At 44.3% G+C, this 18,979-nt stretch carries 16 protein-coding genes; 2 read left to right on the top strand and 14 right to left on the bottom strand.

Translation table 11 applies throughout. From position 1 onward, the window contains the following. Nucleotides 1-203 precede the first annotated feature (203 nt). Complete coding sequence (locus tag CA598_RS33485; protein WP_373455820.1) at nucleotides 204-443, top strand: manganese catalase family protein; 240 nt, start codon at nucleotides 204-206, stop codon at nucleotides 441-443. Here CA598_RS33485 and CA598_RS11605 read toward each other — a convergent pair. The 13 genes from CA598_RS11605 to alaS all read right to left on the bottom strand — a co-directional run bounded on the left by CA598_RS11605 (nucleotide 330) and on the right by alaS (nucleotide 15,843). Then, complete coding sequence (locus tag CA598_RS11605; RefSeq protein ID WP_094870573.1) at nucleotides 330-890, bottom strand: GNAT family N-acetyltransferase; 561 nt, start codon at nucleotides 888-890, stop codon at nucleotides 330-332. The genes CA598_RS33485 and CA598_RS11605 overlap by 114 nt on opposite strands. Before the next feature lie 65 nt (nucleotides 891-955). Beyond that, complete coding sequence (locus CA598_RS11600; protein ID WP_094876584.1) at nucleotides 956-2,020, bottom strand: LacI family DNA-binding transcriptional regulator; 1,065 nt, start codon at nucleotides 2,018-2,020, stop codon at nucleotides 956-958. 45 nt (nucleotides 2,021-2,065) lie between these two features. Further along, nucleotides 2,066-3,373 carry an ABC transporter substrate-binding protein gene (locus tag CA598_RS11595; protein ID WP_094870571.1) on the bottom strand — a complete coding sequence of 436 codons (1,308 nt, stop codon included), beginning with the start codon at nucleotides 3,371-3,373 and terminating at the stop codon, nucleotides 2,066-2,068. A gap of 22 nt (nucleotides 3,374-3,395) precedes the next feature. Beyond that, nucleotides 3,396-5,276 carry a cache domain-containing sensor histidine kinase gene (locus CA598_RS11590; protein WP_094876583.1) on the bottom strand — a complete coding sequence of 627 codons (1,881 nt, stop codon included), beginning with the start codon at nucleotides 5,274-5,276 and terminating at the stop codon, nucleotides 3,396-3,398. A 162-nt stretch (nucleotides 5,277-5,438) separates the two neighbouring features. Further along, complete coding sequence (locus tag CA598_RS11585; protein WP_094876582.1) at nucleotides 5,439-7,616, bottom strand: methyl-accepting chemotaxis protein; 2,178 nt, start codon at nucleotides 7,614-7,616, stop codon at nucleotides 5,439-5,441. Between the two features lie 318 nt (nucleotides 7,617-7,934). Then, nucleotides 7,935-9,266 carry a peptidase U32 family protein gene (locus tag CA598_RS11580; protein ID WP_094876581.1) on the bottom strand — a complete coding sequence of 444 codons (1,332 nt, stop codon included), beginning with the start codon at nucleotides 9,264-9,266 and terminating at the stop codon, nucleotides 7,935-7,937. A gap of 97 nt (nucleotides 9,267-9,363) precedes the next feature. Beyond that, nucleotides 9,364-10,296 carry a peptidase U32 family protein gene (locus CA598_RS11575; RefSeq protein ID WP_094876580.1) on the bottom strand — a complete coding sequence of 311 codons (933 nt, stop codon included), beginning with the start codon at nucleotides 10,294-10,296 and terminating at the stop codon, nucleotides 9,364-9,366. A gap of 56 nt (nucleotides 10,297-10,352) precedes the next feature. After that, nucleotides 10,353-11,402, bottom strand: a complete 1,050-nt coding sequence (gene mltG, locus CA598_RS11570; RefSeq protein WP_256990468.1) for an endolytic transglycosylase MltG — start codon at nucleotides 11,400-11,402, stop codon at nucleotides 10,353-10,355. 176 nt (nucleotides 11,403-11,578) lie between these two features. Continuing rightward, nucleotides 11,579-11,887 (bottom strand): DUF1292 domain-containing protein, encoded by a 309-nt coding sequence (locus tag CA598_RS11565; RefSeq protein ID WP_094876579.1) that lies wholly within the window; start codon nucleotides 11,885-11,887, stop codon nucleotides 11,579-11,581. Continuing rightward, nucleotides 11,880-12,188 (bottom strand): DUF1292 domain-containing protein, encoded by a 309-nt coding sequence (locus CA598_RS11560; RefSeq protein WP_038569507.1) that lies wholly within the window; start codon nucleotides 12,186-12,188, stop codon nucleotides 11,880-11,882. The genes CA598_RS11565 and CA598_RS11560 overlap by 8 nt, the downstream gene beginning before the upstream one ends. A gap of 13 nt (nucleotides 12,189-12,201) precedes the next feature. Next, complete coding sequence (gene ruvX / locus CA598_RS11555; protein ID WP_094870613.1) at nucleotides 12,202-12,618, bottom strand: Holliday junction resolvase RuvX; 417 nt, start codon at nucleotides 12,616-12,618, stop codon at nucleotides 12,202-12,204. After that, a complete protein-coding gene (locus tag CA598_RS11550; RefSeq protein WP_042125473.1) occupies nucleotides 12,618-12,893 on the bottom strand; it encodes an IreB family regulatory phosphoprotein in 276 nt (91 codons plus the stop codon). Before CA598_RS11550 ends, ruvX begins: the two co-directional genes overlap by 1 nt. A 316-nt stretch (nucleotides 12,894-13,209) precedes the next feature. After that, nucleotides 13,210-15,843, bottom strand: coding sequence for an alanine--tRNA ligase (alaS, locus tag CA598_RS11545; protein WP_094876578.1), 2,634 nt, complete (start codon nucleotides 15,841-15,843; stop codon nucleotides 13,210-13,212). A gap of 861 nt (nucleotides 15,844-16,704) precedes the next feature. On the opposite strand from alaS, the gene CA598_RS33480 reads away from it, so the two are divergent. Beyond that, nucleotides 16,705-17,028: a CPBP family intramembrane glutamic endopeptidase gene (locus CA598_RS33480; protein ID WP_094876577.1), complete on the top strand. Its 324-nt coding sequence runs from the start codon at nucleotides 16,705-16,707 to the stop codon at nucleotides 17,026-17,028. 199 nt (nucleotides 17,029-17,227) lie between these two features. Here the strand turns inward: CA598_RS33480 and CA598_RS11535 are convergent, their stop codons facing one another. Next, nucleotides 17,228-18,613: an MATE family efflux transporter gene (locus tag CA598_RS11535; RefSeq protein WP_094876576.1), complete on the bottom strand. Its 1,386-nt coding sequence runs from the start codon at nucleotides 18,611-18,613 to the stop codon at nucleotides 17,228-17,230. Nucleotides 18,614-18,979 lie beyond the last annotated feature (366 nt).

The following is an 18,979-nucleotide window of genomic DNA, read 5'->3' as shown; positions in this document are numbered from 1 at the left end:
GAGTTCAGAGTCCATAAAAATCAACAGAACAGCGATTCTCCTGTTATCGGAGGATCGCTGTTCTGTTTTTTGGGATCATTGGCGGCTTGCTTATATCGTATATCCATCATCCCCGGAGCTTACGGACTCAGATGACGCTATTGCTTGGTAAGAAGCTCAAAATTGCTCAGTAATCCCCTAACTCGAAGGAGGATGAGATATAAATGTTCAAACGTATGGATGAGATCATGATCGAAATTCCTGAAGTAAAGAAGCCAGATCCCAATGCTGCTGCCGCTGTACAAGAACTGCTAGGCGGAAAGTTCGGAGAAATGTCGACGAGCAAATTTTTAATTGTACAAAGCCCGATATTCATCTTCCAGTATAGACATCAGAATCATGTTATGAAATTCTCCGTCTACATAAAGAGCATCCCGCTCCACACCATCGCGCTTGAAACCTAGCTTCTCATAGACATGAATCGCTCTTGGATTAAAAGGATATACACCCAGATGGATACGATGCAGCTTCAAGGCTTCAAAGCCATATCGCAGCATTAGAGTCATAGCTTCAGTACCGTACCCCTTCCCTCTATGTTTATGACTACGAATCCCAATTCGAATGTTTGCGCTACGGTTGTCTGGATCCATTTCGTTCAGCACCACTTCTCCAATGAGCTCATCCGTTTCCTTGACGATAATCATAAGATCCACACGATCTTCAGCTGGAACACTAATCTTACGAATCCAGGCTGCAGTTTGCTCGCGTGAGATTTCTCCTTGCGACCCTGTTAGACGTCCCATCTCTTCATCAAGTAAAAATTTGTAATAGGCCTCCAGATCGGACTCTTCTACACCACGCAGATGAATATTCTCGCCCTCAATCTTTGGTATTGCAACTGCTTCTGACATAACTGAATTCCCCCTAACCATAACCATAATTTCATGGCGTTCAATTATTTTTAATCGGCTAATTTCTAATCTCGCGGTATATCCACAGAATCACGATGCACTATGTCTGCTGCGATCAGGATTTTCTCCAGCGGTGCAGAGGGGTGCCCAATCCGACTTAGCAGTTTCTCCACTGCCGCCCGGCCCATCGCTTCTTTAGGGACATGCACAGTAGTAAGCGGCGGAACGCCTCTTGAGGCATCCTCAATATTATCAAAGCCCGTGACCGAGATATCCCCAGGAATATTAATACCATCTGCCTTCAGGATATCACTGACCGTAAGTGCTGTTTTGTCATTGGCGCAGACCAAGGCGGTGGGGAGTGTCTTAGCTTTTTTCCGTTTCATCACCCAATTTTTAAAATCCTCTTGGAATACCTCTTCCTCCACCCCTTCCAAAAAGAGATTCGCATCATCTTCCAAAGGCAGTCTTATCCCACTCTCCTCCAGCGCACTCCGAAAGCCGATCCACCGATCCCGGAAACTGCGTGAAAATCCAATATTCCCGATAAAATGCATTTGTGTATGGCCTGTCCCCATCAAATGATTAGTAAGTCGAGCCATGGAATCCACATTGTTCGCGAATACAGTATCACTTGGAATTAATGGATCTTCATGGTCAATCAACACCATCGGCAGACCGATGCGATGCACCTCAAGTAGTAAAGAAGTGGAGATTTCGCCCACACCTACCAAACCAAGAATCCCGCTTGGGTTCAAGATATTCACGAAATTATCCGCACGATTCTCAGAGATGATCACCATTCCAAGTCCTTCTTGATCCAGCGCAAGGGCAATACCGTCCACAATTTTCCCCCAATACAAAGAATCCTGAGTTTGCGAGCGGATATTCGGCATTAATACAAGCACAGATTGCTTATTCCGATCACTGGCCCCTACCGGAGGAGTACGCTTGACACCTTGGACAAAAGCATTCTTTTGCGTAAAATAGCCTAACTGCGAAGCCGCTTGAATCACTCGTTCTCTGGTCATCTCATTAACGCCAGCTTTACCAGAAAGTGACTTAGAGACAACAAATTTGGATACACCGAGATGATCAGCTATTTTTTGCATGGTGACTTTTTTAGCCATATTAAACCCTCCAGAGATTGTATTAAAATTAATGTTGAACTAAAGTTAAGGCTGAGAAGTTACCTGTGTACCTGCCCGCGCTTCCGTCCATTTTGCATTTAATTCGTCAAAAGACTTTTGTAAATCAGGCGCAGCAAGTAACTCCTGAATATAATCCCCGGACCAAAAGGATAGCTTAGCTCCATTCGCCAGATCGATGAACGCATCACTTTGTACCGTGCCATAAACCAGCTTTGGTTCATAAGATAAAAATTCACGGTACTGCGGCATAAAAGGGTTCAGACTACCATCAGCAGGAAGGAATCCCCAATCATCTGAATACGAAGTCTCTTTTACAAAAAAATTCAACCAAGCCATAGCAAGCTCTTTATTCTTACTGTATTTGCTAACACCCACGAACCAGTCTGGATTGATCGGCGCATAGTGAGTACTACTATTATCATAAGGAAAAGGGAAGAATCCGATATCATCTGGTGAAGCCCCCATATCAAGCACTTGACCAACCGCCCAATTTCCAAGTAAATACATGCCAGCTTGACCTTTAGCGAGTCTAGTCTTAGAGATCTCCCAATTGTTCGAGAAAAGTTCATGCTCTACATAACCTTTAGCAATTAAGGTTCGAGCAATGGAAATGGATTTCCCCCACTCATTATCAAGCTGCCATGGACTATCCTCATTTACCATATTATTTAGATACTCAGGGTTACCTGTCATATAATTGACCAGACTATTTCCCCATTCACGCAGTGGCCAGACGGCTCCATAATTCATATACAGCGGGATAATTCCAGCCTCTTTTAATTTAGCGCAAGCTTCGTAGAATTGATCCAGTGTCTGTGGAACCGCGGTAATTCCTGCTTTTTCGAAGGATCTTTTATTATAGACAATCCCTACCGTGGTAGTTCCCGTAGATAGCCCATATCGCTTACCATCATAAGTAGCATAAGAAGTGAAGCGCTCACTAGCCGAAGTTTCTTCATCCAACGGTTCAAAAAAATAATCCAGTTCCTTTGATGGAAGATTCACAGGAAGCAAAAGTACATCTCCGGCGTCCTTGGTGGATAGTCTTACCAGAATGTCCGTTGCGTAATTGGATAAACCTTCAAATTCAACATTCGCTTCGGGGTACTTTTGCTTGAATTGATCCGCGTACCCTTGAAAGGTTCCGTTCTCAATCAGATCTATTCGATTGGTCATCATGACTATGGTGCCGGATAAGTCAGACTTCCCCTCATCTCCAACTGGAGGCACTGTTGATTCCGTCTGCTTGGTGTTGTTCTCACAGCCACTTATCGATAACAAAAAGAGAAGCAGCAGTATGGTACGCGTAGTCCAGTGTAATCTCATCCCCATCAACGGACAGCCTCCTCTTATTTCAGTCAGATAATCTAATCATTTCCGGTTCCAGCAACGGCAGCGACAAAATAACATCCGTCCCTTGTCCAAGCTCACTAAATACCTCAATTCCAAAAGCCGCTCCATAATGAAGACGCACTCGCTGCTGTATATTTTTCATACCAATCCCCCCATTGATACTTTTCTTAGGAGGACTTTCTTTCTGCAGCCCAGCGTTCAATCTCTCCAAAGTGATCTTATCCATTCCACAGCCATCGTCTTTAATATGAAAGAACAGCATTTGCTCAGTCATCTCACAACGGATACTTAAATTCATTTGTGGTTTATTATCATCCAAGCCATGATAAGCAGCATTCTCTATGATCGGCTGGAAGACCAGCTTGATAATAGAGTAATTATCTAGCTCCTTCGGCACGTCGATTTCGAGTACGAAACGATTAGGGTAACGACAGTTCAGCAGCTCAACATAATTCCGTACATATCCAAGCTCTTGCTTCATTGTCGTTTTGCCGCTCAAATCACTTGTACTATACCGTAGCAGTTTACCTAAAATTGAGATCATATCCGCAGCTTCAATATCATCATTGAGCTCAGCGGTCATTCGGATCGACTCCAGTGTATTATAGATAAAATGAGGATTAATCTGACTCTGCAGAGCATGAAGCTCCGCTTCCTTCTTCTGCTCTTCAATTCGGTAGATATCCTGAATTAACTGCCTGATCCGAGCCAGCATTCGATTAAACTGATGCCCGAGCAGACCAATCTCGTCACGCCGTCTAACCCTAAACATCACCTCTAGATCGCCGCCCTGAACCTTTTTCATCAGTTGAATCATCTGCGATAGTGATTTAGTGAGTGCAAAGGAAAGGATAATGGAGATAATTAACGCCAGTACAATGATACTTAGTGTAGCAACGAGCGTTGCATTACGGGTTACCTTCACATCCCGCATCAGAACATCCACAGGAATAGAGATAATGGCCTTCCAATTGGTCTTGCTAGAGCTTGAGTAAATATTCAGAAATTCTTTTCCGTTGACTGTATCATAGAAACTTCCGGATTTCCCATCGGCCCTTTTGAATAGCTCTGAATCAGATACATCCGTGGCAAGAAGCTTTTTGTCACTGTTGTACACGACCATCCCCATCTCATCAACAATCAGAGATTTGCCATGCGTTACTTTATCCAGCTCCGTAACCCGATTCTCCAAATTGCTAATATTCGCTTCAACCGCGATAAGCCCAATCGGATTTAACAAACCATCCACGATTTTGCGAACAACGGTAAAAGCATATCGAGTGCTCTGCAAATTACTCGTAAATGATTGGGTACCAAACAAAAGTGCCTCTCCGCTGGAATCCTTCGTCTGCTGACTCCAATACTTATAGCTTTGATCGAGGTCGAGCCGTACTCCACCATCTTTGGCAGAATAATACCCATTTCCATACGCGTCAAAAATATAAACCGTGTTCGCGCCTCGTTTAATATTGTTAATAAATGAAATGTTGCCTTCTATGCCCCGTTGAATGGACAAAAGTAAATCAAAATCTCCGGGTAACAATGTAGCACTGCCTGATTCGCCACCCATGATCTCTTTCTGCTCATGGTATTGGTTTGAACGAATTAAATTTTGTTTAATATCGTTCACATAGGCTGGCATAGATGAAATACGCTTCATATCTTCGATATAATCATCTACTCCATCCATCATTTGATCGATTAACTTCTCAGAATAAGCAATAGTGTTGCCCTGTATAGATTCTGAATAACTCTTATAAGTAAACACACTAATGAAGGTAAGCGGAAGGGTAATAATTATTAAAAAGACGAGGAGCAGCTTGCGTTCCATACTCATGTCCCCGATAACGGACCACCAGCTAAAGATGCGTTTACCTTTCATACGGTCCTTCTCCTTAACCCTTTTTTACCTAACTTGTTATTATTATTTACCTAACAAAATTATTATACGGGGAAGTCCTTCTTTACACAATAACAAAACCGCTTCCTCATAACGAAGAAGCGGTTTTGTTATGTAAATCATAAAAAAATTAGTTAGATCCAGTTATTTTATCGTGAATAATGACAATTTATCCTTTAACTGTCCTGAAGCACTTTCCAGCTTACCTGACAATGAAACAAGTTGATCACTTACACTTTGCTGTTCATTACTGAGTGAAGCCACTTCTTCGGAAGTCGCTGATGATTGCTCAGCTACAGCACTTACGTTACCCATTGCTTCCGACAATACAACCTGTGAATGATTCAAGCTACTGATCGCTGTTGTCACCGATTCCAGACTAGTAATGAACTCATCCATCTGTCCTTTTACCGATACAAAGATATCGCTCGTGTTCTTCACTGAGCTTATTTGCTCTTTAAAGAGAGGAGCCACTTCAGATAATACAGCTTCCGTTTCGTTCATTTCCGTTATGATCTTGTCGGTGATTCCGGCTACTAGAGCAATAGACTGCTTCGATTGGTCGGCAAGCTGTCTTACCTCACCGGCTACCACCATAAAGCCCTTGCCAGCTTCGCCTGCACGTGCAGCTTCTATCGTCGCATTTAATGACAAAATATTCGTCTGCTGTGTGATACTCTTCATCACATCCAGCACCTTAATCACAGAGAATACTGTTTCTTTCAAATTGTTAACACGTTCTACAAGCGCACCTGTCTTTTCCCCAGTACGGCTAGTCTGTTCCAGTAAATCCGTTAATTGCTTGGCACCTTGAGCGCTGGCTTCTCCAACCCCGCGTGCGGCCTCATCCATCTCACTGTTGGCATTAATCACGGTCTGCATTTGCGTAGCTATCACGTCTGTAAGCTCATTACCACGTTCAGCTTCAAGTGCCAGACTGCCTGCTCCTCCAGCGATTTCTTCCGTAGCGGCTGCTATCTCCTTCGCGGATATAGCCGTCTTACGCGAAGCTTCTCCAAGCTCGCCAGCGGTCTCTAGCACATCTCGAGCAGTTTCTCTAGTTTGCGATACAAGCTCAGTAATACGCTCCATCATCAAGTTAAAGGAGGCTGAAAGTTGTCCAATCTCATCCTTAGACACATATTCTGTACGTACACTCAAATCCCCGCTTGCACCTTGAACCATAAGATTCTTCAATCGTGCCAGAGGCTGAGCAATCATACGAACCATCCAAATCCCGATCAATATTGCAAGCAGTGCCGCACCAGCAGCCGTAATGAACGTCGTCAACAGAATCGGACGGGCTTCCTTCACTAACTCGTCTGTAGGCACTACGCCTGATAGCTTCCAATCCGCCCGTATCATCGGATTAAAGACTGCCAGAATTTCTTTTCCATTTGGATCTTTAGCTTCTAGGCTACTGTTATTTTTCTTACTCTCTTTAATAAAAGAAAACTCCGATGGCTTCCCATCGTCTACCGAATTAGAAGAAGCTACAACTGTACCTTCAGGAGATACTAATTGAATACGGGAGCCATCTCCCAGCTTTACACTTGCAAAAGATTCCTCCAGCAGTGTGTTTTTCAACACAAGCATGATTATGTATCCTTTTTCTGATCCCAAATTTTTAAGGGATCTTACCATAGCAATCTCCGTATCTTCATTTCCTTGAATAGAAGTGGAGAACCAAATATTCTTCGCGCCGCCTTTGTCACCGTCCGAATAATATGAATTATACTCTTTGGTGTCGGCTACAATCTTCTTGTACCATTCTTGTTCACGTAATCCGTCAAGACTAATGCCAGCACTACCACTAGTAACGATATCCTGCTCAGGTGTCTCTGGAATCAAAGAGACACTGATAATATTAGAATCAGTTGTCGTCTGACTGGACAATTTCTTACTTATTGCACTTGTTGCTTCAAATTTCTCGTAAGCTGTTTGTGCAGTAGACAAAGCCTTCAGATCTGTTTGCATTTGCGCATCAAAATAAAGCTGTAATGCCAAGTTCTCATACTGTTTCAAGGTAATATCCAGCTTCTCAGCAGTCTGGATAATAGTCTGACGATAGGCTTCGGATACATTATTCTTTATCGTTGTTTTCGCCTTCGAATAAGATATAAGTCCAAGTGACATAACTACAATTACAGTGGAACATAGGAATATTAGAAATAACTTCACTCCTACGGATTGGATAGGATTAACTCTCTTGATTTGGCTTCCCCAACCCAACATCATTTTCTTAGCCTCTAACTTTGATGTCTTTCCTTTGCCTACTTCATTGCCCTGTGCATTTACAGATTTTTTATTGTTCTTCTTCATCTCTCTAACCTTCTCTCTTTATGCTATTCACTAATACTATCTTGATCAGGATCCCCATCATGATCATCTACCCGCTAATATTAGAGGACATATGAAAGCGCTAACTATATTATATATCGGTTTATTAGGCCTTTTTTCTTAGCTTTACTATACTTTTTTTATAACTTTTAACCTATGTATGTTTCGACAAAAAAACTCCCTTCGTTCTACCCTCCTGCTTGGATTTATTTGTTAGTTACTAATATATATAACTTATTGTTAGCTTTGTCAAAAGAAAAACAGGGATGCCCTTTTTGCAAAGAACATCCCTGTATCTTATCAAGATTTTTTCTTACGCATCATATCAAAGTATGCTACGGGCTGATCTACCTTCATGCGAACACGCTGCAGAGGATGACGGGCTGCGTCAAGCGGGTTGCCTGCTTCATCCCACAATTCCGCTACAGTCTGCTTAAAGAATGTATCATTGGGTCCGAAGAATTCAACTTCCTGACCAGGCTTGAAGTGATTACGTTGTTGAATTAGCGCCATTCCACTCTCATCATCGTATTCCAGTACAAGTCCGGCAAAATCATAAGGAGCCGCTTTTTCTTCAGGCTCATAGATATGATCTTCATGATCCGGAGTATCGTAGAAGAATCCTGTGTTAAGCGGACGGTTCGCCGCTTTGTTCAGCTCATCCAACCACTCTTGCTTCAACTCGTATCCTTCAGGATCAGCCATGTAGGCATCAATAGCTTTACGATAAGCGTTAACGACAGTGGCTACATAGTGAATCGATTTCATCCGTCCCTCGATCTTGAAGCTATCGATACCTACTTCAATAAGTTCAGGGATACTTTCCAGCATGCACAAATCCTTAGATCCCATAGAGAAAGGATTATCTCCTTGCTGATGCAGTGGAATCTGAGTTACACCTGGAAGCATAGGTGCCGGAGATTGTGCTTCAGCTTGATCTTCTTCAGACACCCAAGTGTCCTCAGGCCGCGCATCCTCGAACAGATCATATTTCCAGCGGCAAGACTGGCAGCAGCCTCCCCGATTGGAGTCACGGTCTGTAAAGTGATTGGATAATACGCATCTTCCTGAGTATGAAGAGCACATCGCTCCATGGATGAAGCTTTCGATTTCAATATCAACATGCTTCTTAATCTCAGCGATTTCTTCCAGGCTTGTCTCACGTCCGAGTACGACACGTGGCAGACCCTCTTCTTTCCAGAAGGATACCGCTTGCCAGTTTAGTGTAGACTGCTGAGTACTCAAATGTACCTCTAATCCAGGTACTAAACGGCGTGCTGTATCTACAATGACCGGATCAGCAACGATAATAGCAGCAATACCAACTTCATATAAGTTACGCAGATATTCTTCAATCCCTGCGACATCTTCATTGTGAGCATAGATGTTCGTTGCAACAAATACCTTAGCGCCGTATTTCTTGGCGAATTCAACACCTTCACGCATTTCCTCAAAGCTGAAATTGTCTGCTCCTGAACGCAAGCCGTATTTCTGCCCTCCGATATAAACAGCATCCGCACCATAGTGTACTGCGAATTTTAATTTTTCCAAATTACCGGCCGGAGCTAGGAGCTCCGGTTTATCCAGACGGTATCGTTTGCCCTTGTATTGCGGCTTTGTCATGGTTCCCATTCCTGTTCTCCCCTCCATCGCCCCACAAAGTGATGTCTATGCATGATTACTGCACCTAGTCTTTGCGGGGATCTAAAAAACTCTCATTAAATTAAACTTAATATACTTGCTCTTTATAGAAAAATCCGAAGCTTAGCTCCCGTTCTGGATCCTGCAGCGTTCTGATAGCTTCCATCCAATCCTCTTGGAAAGAATAAGCTTCTGGATCAGCTGCATAAAGATCAATAGCTTTGCGATAAGTCTTAACAACCGCCACATTATACGCTGTTGATTTCAACAATCCTTCAATCTTAAAGCTCTGCACGCCTGCAGCCATAAGAATATGAAGATCCTCCAAAATACAAATATCTTCCGAACTCATAATATGTGTACCGTTCTCGTCTTCATAGATCGGGAACTTTTGGTCATCTCGTTCTGCCTCGATCAAAAATAGACCACGTTCCTTACCAAGACTGCCGCCCTCGCTTGGACGTCCTTGATGTGACATATAGCTTTCTACAAGCTTACGCTTGGAATGGTATATATTGGTCATGCCGTGAACCTGAACCTGTGCCTCTACCTCTAAAAGCGGAACCATTTCCGTCATTTCATCCATATTCAGCTCACGCGCAAGAACGACGCGAGTAGCACCTTTACGCCCCCAATAATTCGCGGTTGCGTAATTGGTAGAGGTCATTTCCGCATTCCAATGCAGATTCATACCCGGTGCTTCCTTCTTCACTGTGGTTAACACCGCAGGATCACCGAACTCAACACCGTCAACACCAAGTTCACCTATAGCTTTCACATAGGCAGGGAGCTCTTCCAGAAGAAGGTTGGACATGAGTCCACCTAGTCCAGCATATACTTTGCAGCCACGCGCATGTGCCATTTCTACAACAGCAGCTGTATCCTCCAAAGAGAAATGTCCGGCAAGACGCATGCCGAAACGGTCATCCCCGATGAGCAATGCATCTGCTCCGGCATCCAGCAAAGCAGCAGCTTCCTCTAAAGATGCTGCTGTCGCCAGCAATTCCGGTTTGTTAATCATGTTGTACCTCCTACTTGTACAGTTATTTCAACCGCACCACTCTTCATTTTAATATTTTATTTCGATTCTTGCTTACTTTTTTCGATATTGGCTAAATGTTCCTTGTAGGTCTTAGCAAACAAATGGCCCTGTGTACCATCTTTCTTAGTCACATAGAAGTAGTATTCAGAAGCCTCGGGTTCGAGTGCCGCCTGAATGGAAGCCAGCCCTGGATTACTAATAGGTCCCGGAGGAAGCCCAATATTTCTATACGTATTATAAGGACTGTCAACTTCCAAATCTTTATATAACAGTCTTTCCTTCTGTTTGTCGAGCAAATATTGAACCGTAGCATCGATCTCAAGCTTCTGCTCTTTCTTTAAGCGGTTATAAATCACGCCAGCAACTAGTGGTCGTTCACTATCTACAACAACCTCACGTTCGACTAACGAGGCCACTGTCAACAGCCCATGAAGTGTCATTCCACGTGCTTCAAGCTTTTGCTTCCAGTTCGGGATCGTATCCAGTTTCTGCTGGAACTGATCCAATAATGCTTCTACAACTTCCTGCGGCGTACTATCCTTGGCCAGTTCATATGTTTCAGGGAACAAATATCCTTCAAGACGATGACGAAGGTTCTTATCCTGTGGGATACCTAGAGCATCAATTCCCTTCAAGCCTGTACCGGTATCCATGATTTCAAGAAAAATAGCAGCATCCTGATTCCAAGCCTCAGCAAGCTTCTTGGCAATCTGCTCAGCAGTATATCCTTCCGGAATCGTGAAAGTCACGGTCTCTTCTTTAACAACATCACCAGCATTTAACCTCTCGATGAGCTCGTCATAGGTGTCTCCTGGACTAGCAACATAAGTACCAGCTTTAAAGCTGGAGCCTTCTTTAGTCCATTTCAAATATCCCTTAAAAAAAAGACTGTTCCGAATAATGCCGTTTTGTTCGAGCAGATCAGCAATTTCCGCGCTGCCCATGCCCTTTTCTATCGTAAATGTTACGGCAGGACCTGCAGGTTCTACCGGCTGCATCCCGTTCCAAATGTACCAAGCGCCTCCGCCTCCTGCTGCTACCAGCAAAAGAATAACGATAAGCACCGTACGGATTGCGGATTTCAAGTCAGGTTCCTCACTTTCCGACTATAAAGTATAAAAGTGTACTACTTAAAATTCAATACATATTTCATGATCATGATTGTTGTTTTAATTATATTGATCGTATTCCAAGCAAAAAGAGCGCGGAATTCTCCGCCCTCTTCCGTACTCATCATAAATGTAACGTACATGTTTAAAGTTTATTCTGCATCGTCCACTGGAAACGTTATCTCATCATATAGCTCAGAGATGTCTTCCCACTCTTCATCGTCCACGATGTTCTCTAGTTCCGGAAGTCCGTTAGGAGAGACAACGATACGCAGAATTTCATATTCCACGTCTTTACCAGCGCCTTTCAGCACCGCATAGCCAATACCACCGACTTCAAATTCGGCGATAATATCGTAAATGGAAGACTTGCCCTGCTCATCTTCCAGTTCTACTGTTTCTCCATAGGCTTCCTTAAGCCGCGAGGTCCATACCGCTTGATCAGCGGATACATCAGTCATTCTCTGATCCTCCGTCCAACTCGTCAACCAGTGTGTTGAAAGTCTCTTCGACAATCGCCCACTCCTCGTCATTATCGATCATGAACAATTGAAGATCATCGCCTTCTTCCACATAACGGAACGCATAAACCTCATCGGTTTCCTCGTCCTCGGAATCAAGCGGAACCACCATCATGTACTTAGCGTCCGAGCCATCAACCTCAAACTTCATAATGACCTCGAATTCCTCTTCATTACCTTCCTCATCAGGAATATAGATAATTTCCGGTTCTTCCTCTTGGCCAATCTGTTCGTTTGTCATATCCTCGCACCCCTCACCTTTTACTGTTAGCATCCAAAAAATTTTGCAAAATCAGGGCTGCAGCCATTTTGTCCACAATCCCTTTGCGTTTCTTCCGGCTGACGTCCCCTTCAATCAGCACCCGCTCTGCGGATACCGTCGTCAGACGCTCATCCCAAAGGTGTACGGGCATTGCAAATTGCTCCCGTAGCTTGTCAGCGAACTCTATGCAGATTTCGCCCCGGGGTCCTACTGAGCCGTTCATATTCTTCGGTAGACCAACGACAATCTCTCCAATTTCGTGCTCCGTAATAAGTTCACGAATACGTTCGAACTCATTACCAGTACCGCGGCGCTCAATCGTTTCAAGAGCTTGTGCCGTCCATCCAAAAACATCGCTTGTGGCTACACCGATTCTACGGTCGCCGTAATCCAATCCTAACTTCTTCATCATCTGGGATTATCCACCTTGTGATTGACGAGGTAGAATCTAACCAGCTCTTCAATCAGCTCATCACGTTCTTTTCTCCGGACCAAACTTCTCGCATTGTTATGACGCGGAATGTAAGCTGGGTCTCCGGAAAGTAGATACCCTACGATCTGATTGATCGGATGATACTCTTTCTCCACCAGTGCATCGTATACAGCGAGCAATATTTCCTGGGGAGAAGCTTCCTTTTCGTCGCCCTTCACATTGAATTTGACCGTTTTGTCCATGGAGTCCATTTGTGACACCTTCCTTCTGCAAAATCACCCTAAAAGGGCGGCTTCGCAAAGTTGCTACTGTGCAGCTCACTTGCTTCCTTTATCATAACATATTCATAGCCCAACGAGGAAATCCTGCGCGTGGAATCACGCTTTTTTTGGCATTTCCTCTACAAAAATAATGATATTTTTGGCTTTTAAGCTATTGTCAAGCACAACTATTCATGAAAATCTAACCACCTGTTAATAAAGAGTAGCGGTACTGATGTCAAACTCTCAGTACCGCTATGTTTTTTCGTAATACGTTTAAATTAAGAAATAGTTTCGTAATTTTTATTTATGCTAGGGAAGCCACTAATTCTTCTGCTTTAGCCAGTGCCTCGCCAAGCTTGGAGGCATCTTTACCACCAGCTTGTGCCATATCTGGACGTCCTCCACCGCCGCCACCGCATACTGCTGCGACTTCTTTAACAATCTTACCAGCGTGGAAGCCCTTCTTCACCAGATCCTGTGGTACAGCAACAACAAAGTTCACCTTGTCGTCCATGGCTGCACCCAGAACAAGCACAGCATCCGGGAGCTTGGATTTCAATTCATCTGCAGTAGAACGCAGAGCGTCCATATTTCCTGCTTGAACAGCAACAGCAAGAAGCTGTGTACCTGCACCAACCGTCTTCACACTGCTTGTTAGTTCAGCGGCAAAGGTTGCGCTAAGCTTAGATTGCAAGGATTCATTCTCACGCGAAAGCTCACGCACTTGGTTATGCAATGCTTCAATCCGTTTTGGAACGTCGTTCAGAGAAGACTTCAGCAGACCCGCAGATTGCTTGAGCAGATCCAGTTGGCTCTCAGTGAACTGGTAAGCGAAACGTCCAGTTACTGCCTCGATACGGCGCACTCCGGAACCAATGCCGCTTTCGCTAAGCAGCTTGAAAATTCCAATTTGAGATGTGTTGGATACATGGCATCCACCACAAAGCTCAAGGCTGTAATCGCCGACTTGAACGACACGGACGATATTACCATATTTTTCACCAAATAGTGCCATGGCTCCCATAGCCTTAGCTTCATCAATTGGCTTGTTCTCAATGACTACATCAAGACCACGCCAGATTTGTGCATTCACGCGATGCTCGATGTCGCTTAGTTCTTCCGGTGTAATCGCTCCGAAATGGGAGAAGTCAAACCGTAAACGTGCACCTTCCACTAAAGATCCTGCTTGGTTGACATGACCGCCCAGAACCTCTTTGAGCGCTTTATGCAGTAGGTGAGTAGCTGTATGGTTCTTCACGATATCTTCACGCTGTGCACGATCTACTTCAGCGCGAACCGATTCGCCTACTTTCAATTCTCCAGCTTCCACAGTTACCAAATGTACATGTTGACCATGTGGAGCCTTGAACAATCCTTTTACCTTAGCTGTAACTGAACCGCCAGTAAGCAGTCCTGTGTCACTCACTTGTCCACCACTTTCAGCATAGAACGGTGTTGCCTCAAGAATTACTTGGCACTCTACGCCTTCACCAGCGGTATCGACCAATTCATCACCCACAACAATAGCCGTGATTTTCGACTCTGTTACCGAGTCATTATATCCAACAAATTCACTTTTAACCGTCAGGTCCGCTAATGCGCCACCTTGGATCTTCATGCTGCCACCGTCATGACGTGCAGCTCTTGCACGATCACGCTGTTCTTGCATAGCGACATCGAAGCCTTCACGGTCTACAGTTAATCCTTGCTCTGCTGCGAAATCTTCCGTCAGGTCAAATGGGAATCCGTAAGTGTCATATAGCTTAAATGCATCGGATCCAGGAATTGTGCTGAGTCCATCTGCTTTTGCTTTAGCACTGATCTCACCCAAGATAGCCAATCCATCAGACAATGTCTCATGGAAACGTTCTTCTTCTGTACGGATAATCTTGGCGATATATTCCCGATTCTCGACAACGGATGGATAATACACACCCATAATCTCACCAACTGTTTCTGTCAGTTCATGCAGGAACGGACGATCCAGACCCAGGGTCTTTCCGTAGCGAACAGCACGGCGCAGCAAACGGCGGATAATATAACCACGACCTTCATTAGAAGGAAGTACTCCATCCCCTACGGCAAAAGTAACGGTACGCACATGATCTGCGATAACTTTTAGCGCGATATCCTGTTCAACATTATCCTTGTAAGTTACACCAGCAAGCTCAGCTGTTTTTTGAATAATCGGTTGGAACAAATCGGTATCGAAGTTGGAATCTACATCTTGAAGAATGGATGCAAAACGCTCCAGTCCAGCACCGGTATCAATGTTCTTGTTCGGAAGCGGCGTATAGCTGCCATCCTTATTATGGTTGAATTGTGAGAACACAAGGTTCCATACTTCGAGCCAACGTTCGTTTTCTCCACCTGGATACATTTCTGGATCACTCATGTCGCTGCCGTAAGCTTCGCCGCGGTCATAAAAGATTTCCGAGCAAGGACCACAGGGACCTTCGCCGATATCCCAGAAGTTCTCATCTCCCAGCTTAATGATGCGTTCTGCTGGCAAGCCTACTTTTTCATTCCACAGCTTGAAAGCTTCCTCATCCTCAGCATACACAGTTACGGAGATACGTTCTGGATCGAAGCCGATCCACTCCTTGCCGGTCAAGAATTCCCAAGCCCATGTGATCGCCTCTTCTTTAAAATAATCGCCGATAGAGAAGTTACCTAACATTTCGAAGAACGTATGGTGACGGCGTGTCTTCCCTACATTCTCGATATCATTGGTACGAATACATTTCTGCGAGTTCGTCAGGCGCGGATTCTCAGGAATCTCACGGCCATCGAAGTATGCTTTCAGCGGCGCCATACCTGCGTTGATCCACAACAGCGAAGGATCGTTATGCGGTACGAGAGATGCACTAGGTTCAATTTTGTGACCTTTACTTTCAAAAAACTTAAGCCATTTGGAACGAATTTCACTTGCTTTCATTGTTTACAGCTCCCGTCTCATTTTTTTAATTCGGCGCATGCGCCAGATTTTACAAATTTTCTAAAAAATAAAAACAAAAAAACGCCCCTGAATAATTCAGGGACGATTAATATCGCGGTACCACCCTGGTTATCGCCTTGACCCAATTTACGGGAAAGTTAAAGGGCGATCGCCTTGTCGCGGCTGATAACGGGTGCCCCCGGTGAGCTTGTGATCTCACACTCCGAAATTAGCTTTCCACCGGCCTGTCTTCAAGGTTCTCCCAGCCATTACGAAACGCTTTCGTAAAGGAACCTGTTCTCTGATCAAGCCATCCTCCGGTGTACTTCATTTTCATCAACGTTTTATCCGATTTGCATTTTAACATTTCAAGTATAGCCAGTGCCCCTTCATCTGTCAATCTGGGGAGGAGTTAAGGATACGTGAGAATATATGATTTTTGTAATGGTGAACTCAAGCACTTAAAGAACATAGTAAATCTCAGATATTACTTAGGAAATTATGTATTATAAATAGTGCTCTATAATACTCAATTCTCGGGTAAAACCTAAGGAGGATTACAAATCATGCTGCGCAATAAAGTAACTGAGGAGCTATCGATGGATAAAGTTAAGCCTACATCAATACGCTTTATGGTCAGTCTCATTTTTATTAGCAGCACTTTTCGGTAGTTTATTATTTTGGCTCGCTATAAACATTGTTGATTTAGGTATGACATTACTGACTCACTCAAGTTTAACATTCAATAATGATATCTTTACGAATTCAAACGTCGTTTTTGGTGAATTCCTGGGACAGATTTTCGGAAATGCTATCTCTTATAAAAAAGGCGATAACAATACTTCACGAATTGGATAAGAAATGCTTATCTCACAATCTATCTATGTCGCTATACATATCCCAAATCGGATCTATTCAGGATTAGTCAGAAAGGATTTTGTTTATGATTTTATCGCACTATTAATTCTAGGGGTCATATTCTCATTACTCTATGTCCTAACCAAGAATCTATTTTTCGTGATAGGCGTCCATGCCTTAATGAATGTTCAGATTATGTTTTGGGATAGTAGTTTCACTTATACAGCTACTTTAATCTGTGTGTTGTTACTGACTTGTCTTTTAATTTGTTACAAAAGAAAGGAATTCCGAGCGCAGAAATCAGAGGGGCAGTGCCAAGCTGAATAGATGGAGTCGGAGAATTTTCTAGAGTGGTGACTGACCCAGTCCTAATCATAATCAGCTAATGCAAGCAGTCGATAACCAAAACGTAGGGCAGCGATTCTCAAGTAAATATGAGAATCGCTGCCCTGTGCTGTATTTTCACGTTTTTAATAGCTACGTTTCCGGCAACAGGCGTTGGCAGTACGTATCCTTATCAACAATTCTAAATCAGCTTATGCGCAAACCACTTTTTGCCCTTGAAGCGCCACAGAAAAATGCCCCCCCGAACGGCCCACTCGCAGTTCATTGCCAGCCAGACACCCATGACGCCGTAGCCCAGCTGGATCCCAAGGATGTATCCAAAAATCACCCGAAACAGCCACATCGTCAGCATCGAGGTAATTGAGGTGAAGCGGGAATCTCCCGCTGCCCGCAGTGCGGACGGCAAAATAAAGCTGACGGCCCACAGCGGAACTTGGGCAATGGAATTCACCAGCAGCACCACAAACAGATCATCAATGATCTCGGAAGGTGGGGAAAAGATCGATACCAGCGGGTGGAATAGCGGCATCAGAATCAAGGCGATCAACGCCAAAGAGCCGGACCCGATCCAGAGAAAGGACTTGATGAACTTTCTGGCTTCAGAGACATTCCCTCGCCCGATACATTGGCCGACCACCGTTACAATAGTTAGCGACAGCGCGCTGGCTGGAATTTGAAACACCAGAGCCAGCGAGCCGGCAATCGCATTGGTCGCAATGGCATAAGTGCCTAGGCTGACAATAAACACCTGGGTGAGCAGTTTACCCCCGTTGAAGAACATCTGCTCCGCCGCGAACGGCACGCCGATAAACATGATTCTCCGCAGCATGGTCAGAGGGATTCTGAATAGGTCACGAAAACGCACCCGCAGGGCCGTATCCACTTTGAACAGATACACCAAGGCACAAACCATACCTGCATACCGCGCGATATTAATCGCAAGCGTCATCCCCAGCACACCCATGTGCAACAGGTTAATGAAGACCACGTTCAGGATAACATACAGCAGGTTCATGATGAGCGACAGCATCAAAGAAGCCCGAGTCTTGCCCACTCCTCGCAGAGCCCCGCATACCGCCTGAACCACCGCGATGCCCAGATATGAGATGCTGCTGCCGATCAGGTAGATGCGGGCATTGTCCAGCACTTCGGGTGAGGCGGTTCCGAATAAAAGGTTCAATATAGGAGTATGTAAGCCCATCAGCAGCAGACCAATTCCCAAAGCGATCAGCGACACCGAGGCGACCGAAGCCGCCGTAGCCTGGGACACCATCCGGTCATTTCCGCTCCCTTTATACTGCGCGACTACCACTGTCCCCCCGGTTGCAACCGCCACGAACACATTGATCAGAAAAATATTCAGCGAATCCACCATATTCACTGCACTGACCGCCGCCATCCCGGACGAGCTGATCATTGCGGTATTTACCAGATTAAGTCCAATAATGAAGGCCTGGTCAATCAGAATTGGAATAAATAAAGCTATAATTTGCCGATAATCCATCCCCTCCCCAGAAAGATATTTCTCCAGCAATCTTTTCTTCTGAAGACTAGCCCGAAGCTGCATAACTTATCACATTCTTTTCTGTAAAATGGAAAAAACTCTTCATCCGAAGAGCTTTTCAACAAATTATACCCATTATACCGTGGGCACTTTACATTCAGTTTACTATAGATACACTTTTAAGTCTTTAAGCGGGAGTCAAAAAACAGCAACTGTCCTTCACATATTTGGAGAACATAAACTTCATCAGAATTATATAGCTTCAGACCATAGAATCATTCGTTCATCAAAAGTAGTTGTAAAAGTCTTTAAGCGGATTGCGTTATGCTTGATGATTATGATCGATCTTTGCATTTACGCAAGAAAAACGCCTGACGGCTTTCTTGGAGGTAGAGTTACGCACATTGTATTTGGTTTTTCGCATACATT

It is taken from the genome of Paenibacillus sp. VTT E-133291, assembly GCF_002264395.1.
Taxonomy (GTDB): Bacteria; Bacillota; Bacilli; order Paenibacillales; family Paenibacillaceae; genus Paenibacillus_AQ; species Paenibacillus_AQ nitricinens.
The sequence above is the reverse complement of the archived record's forward strand: the minus strand, read 5'-3'. Positions and strand labels throughout refer to the sequence as shown.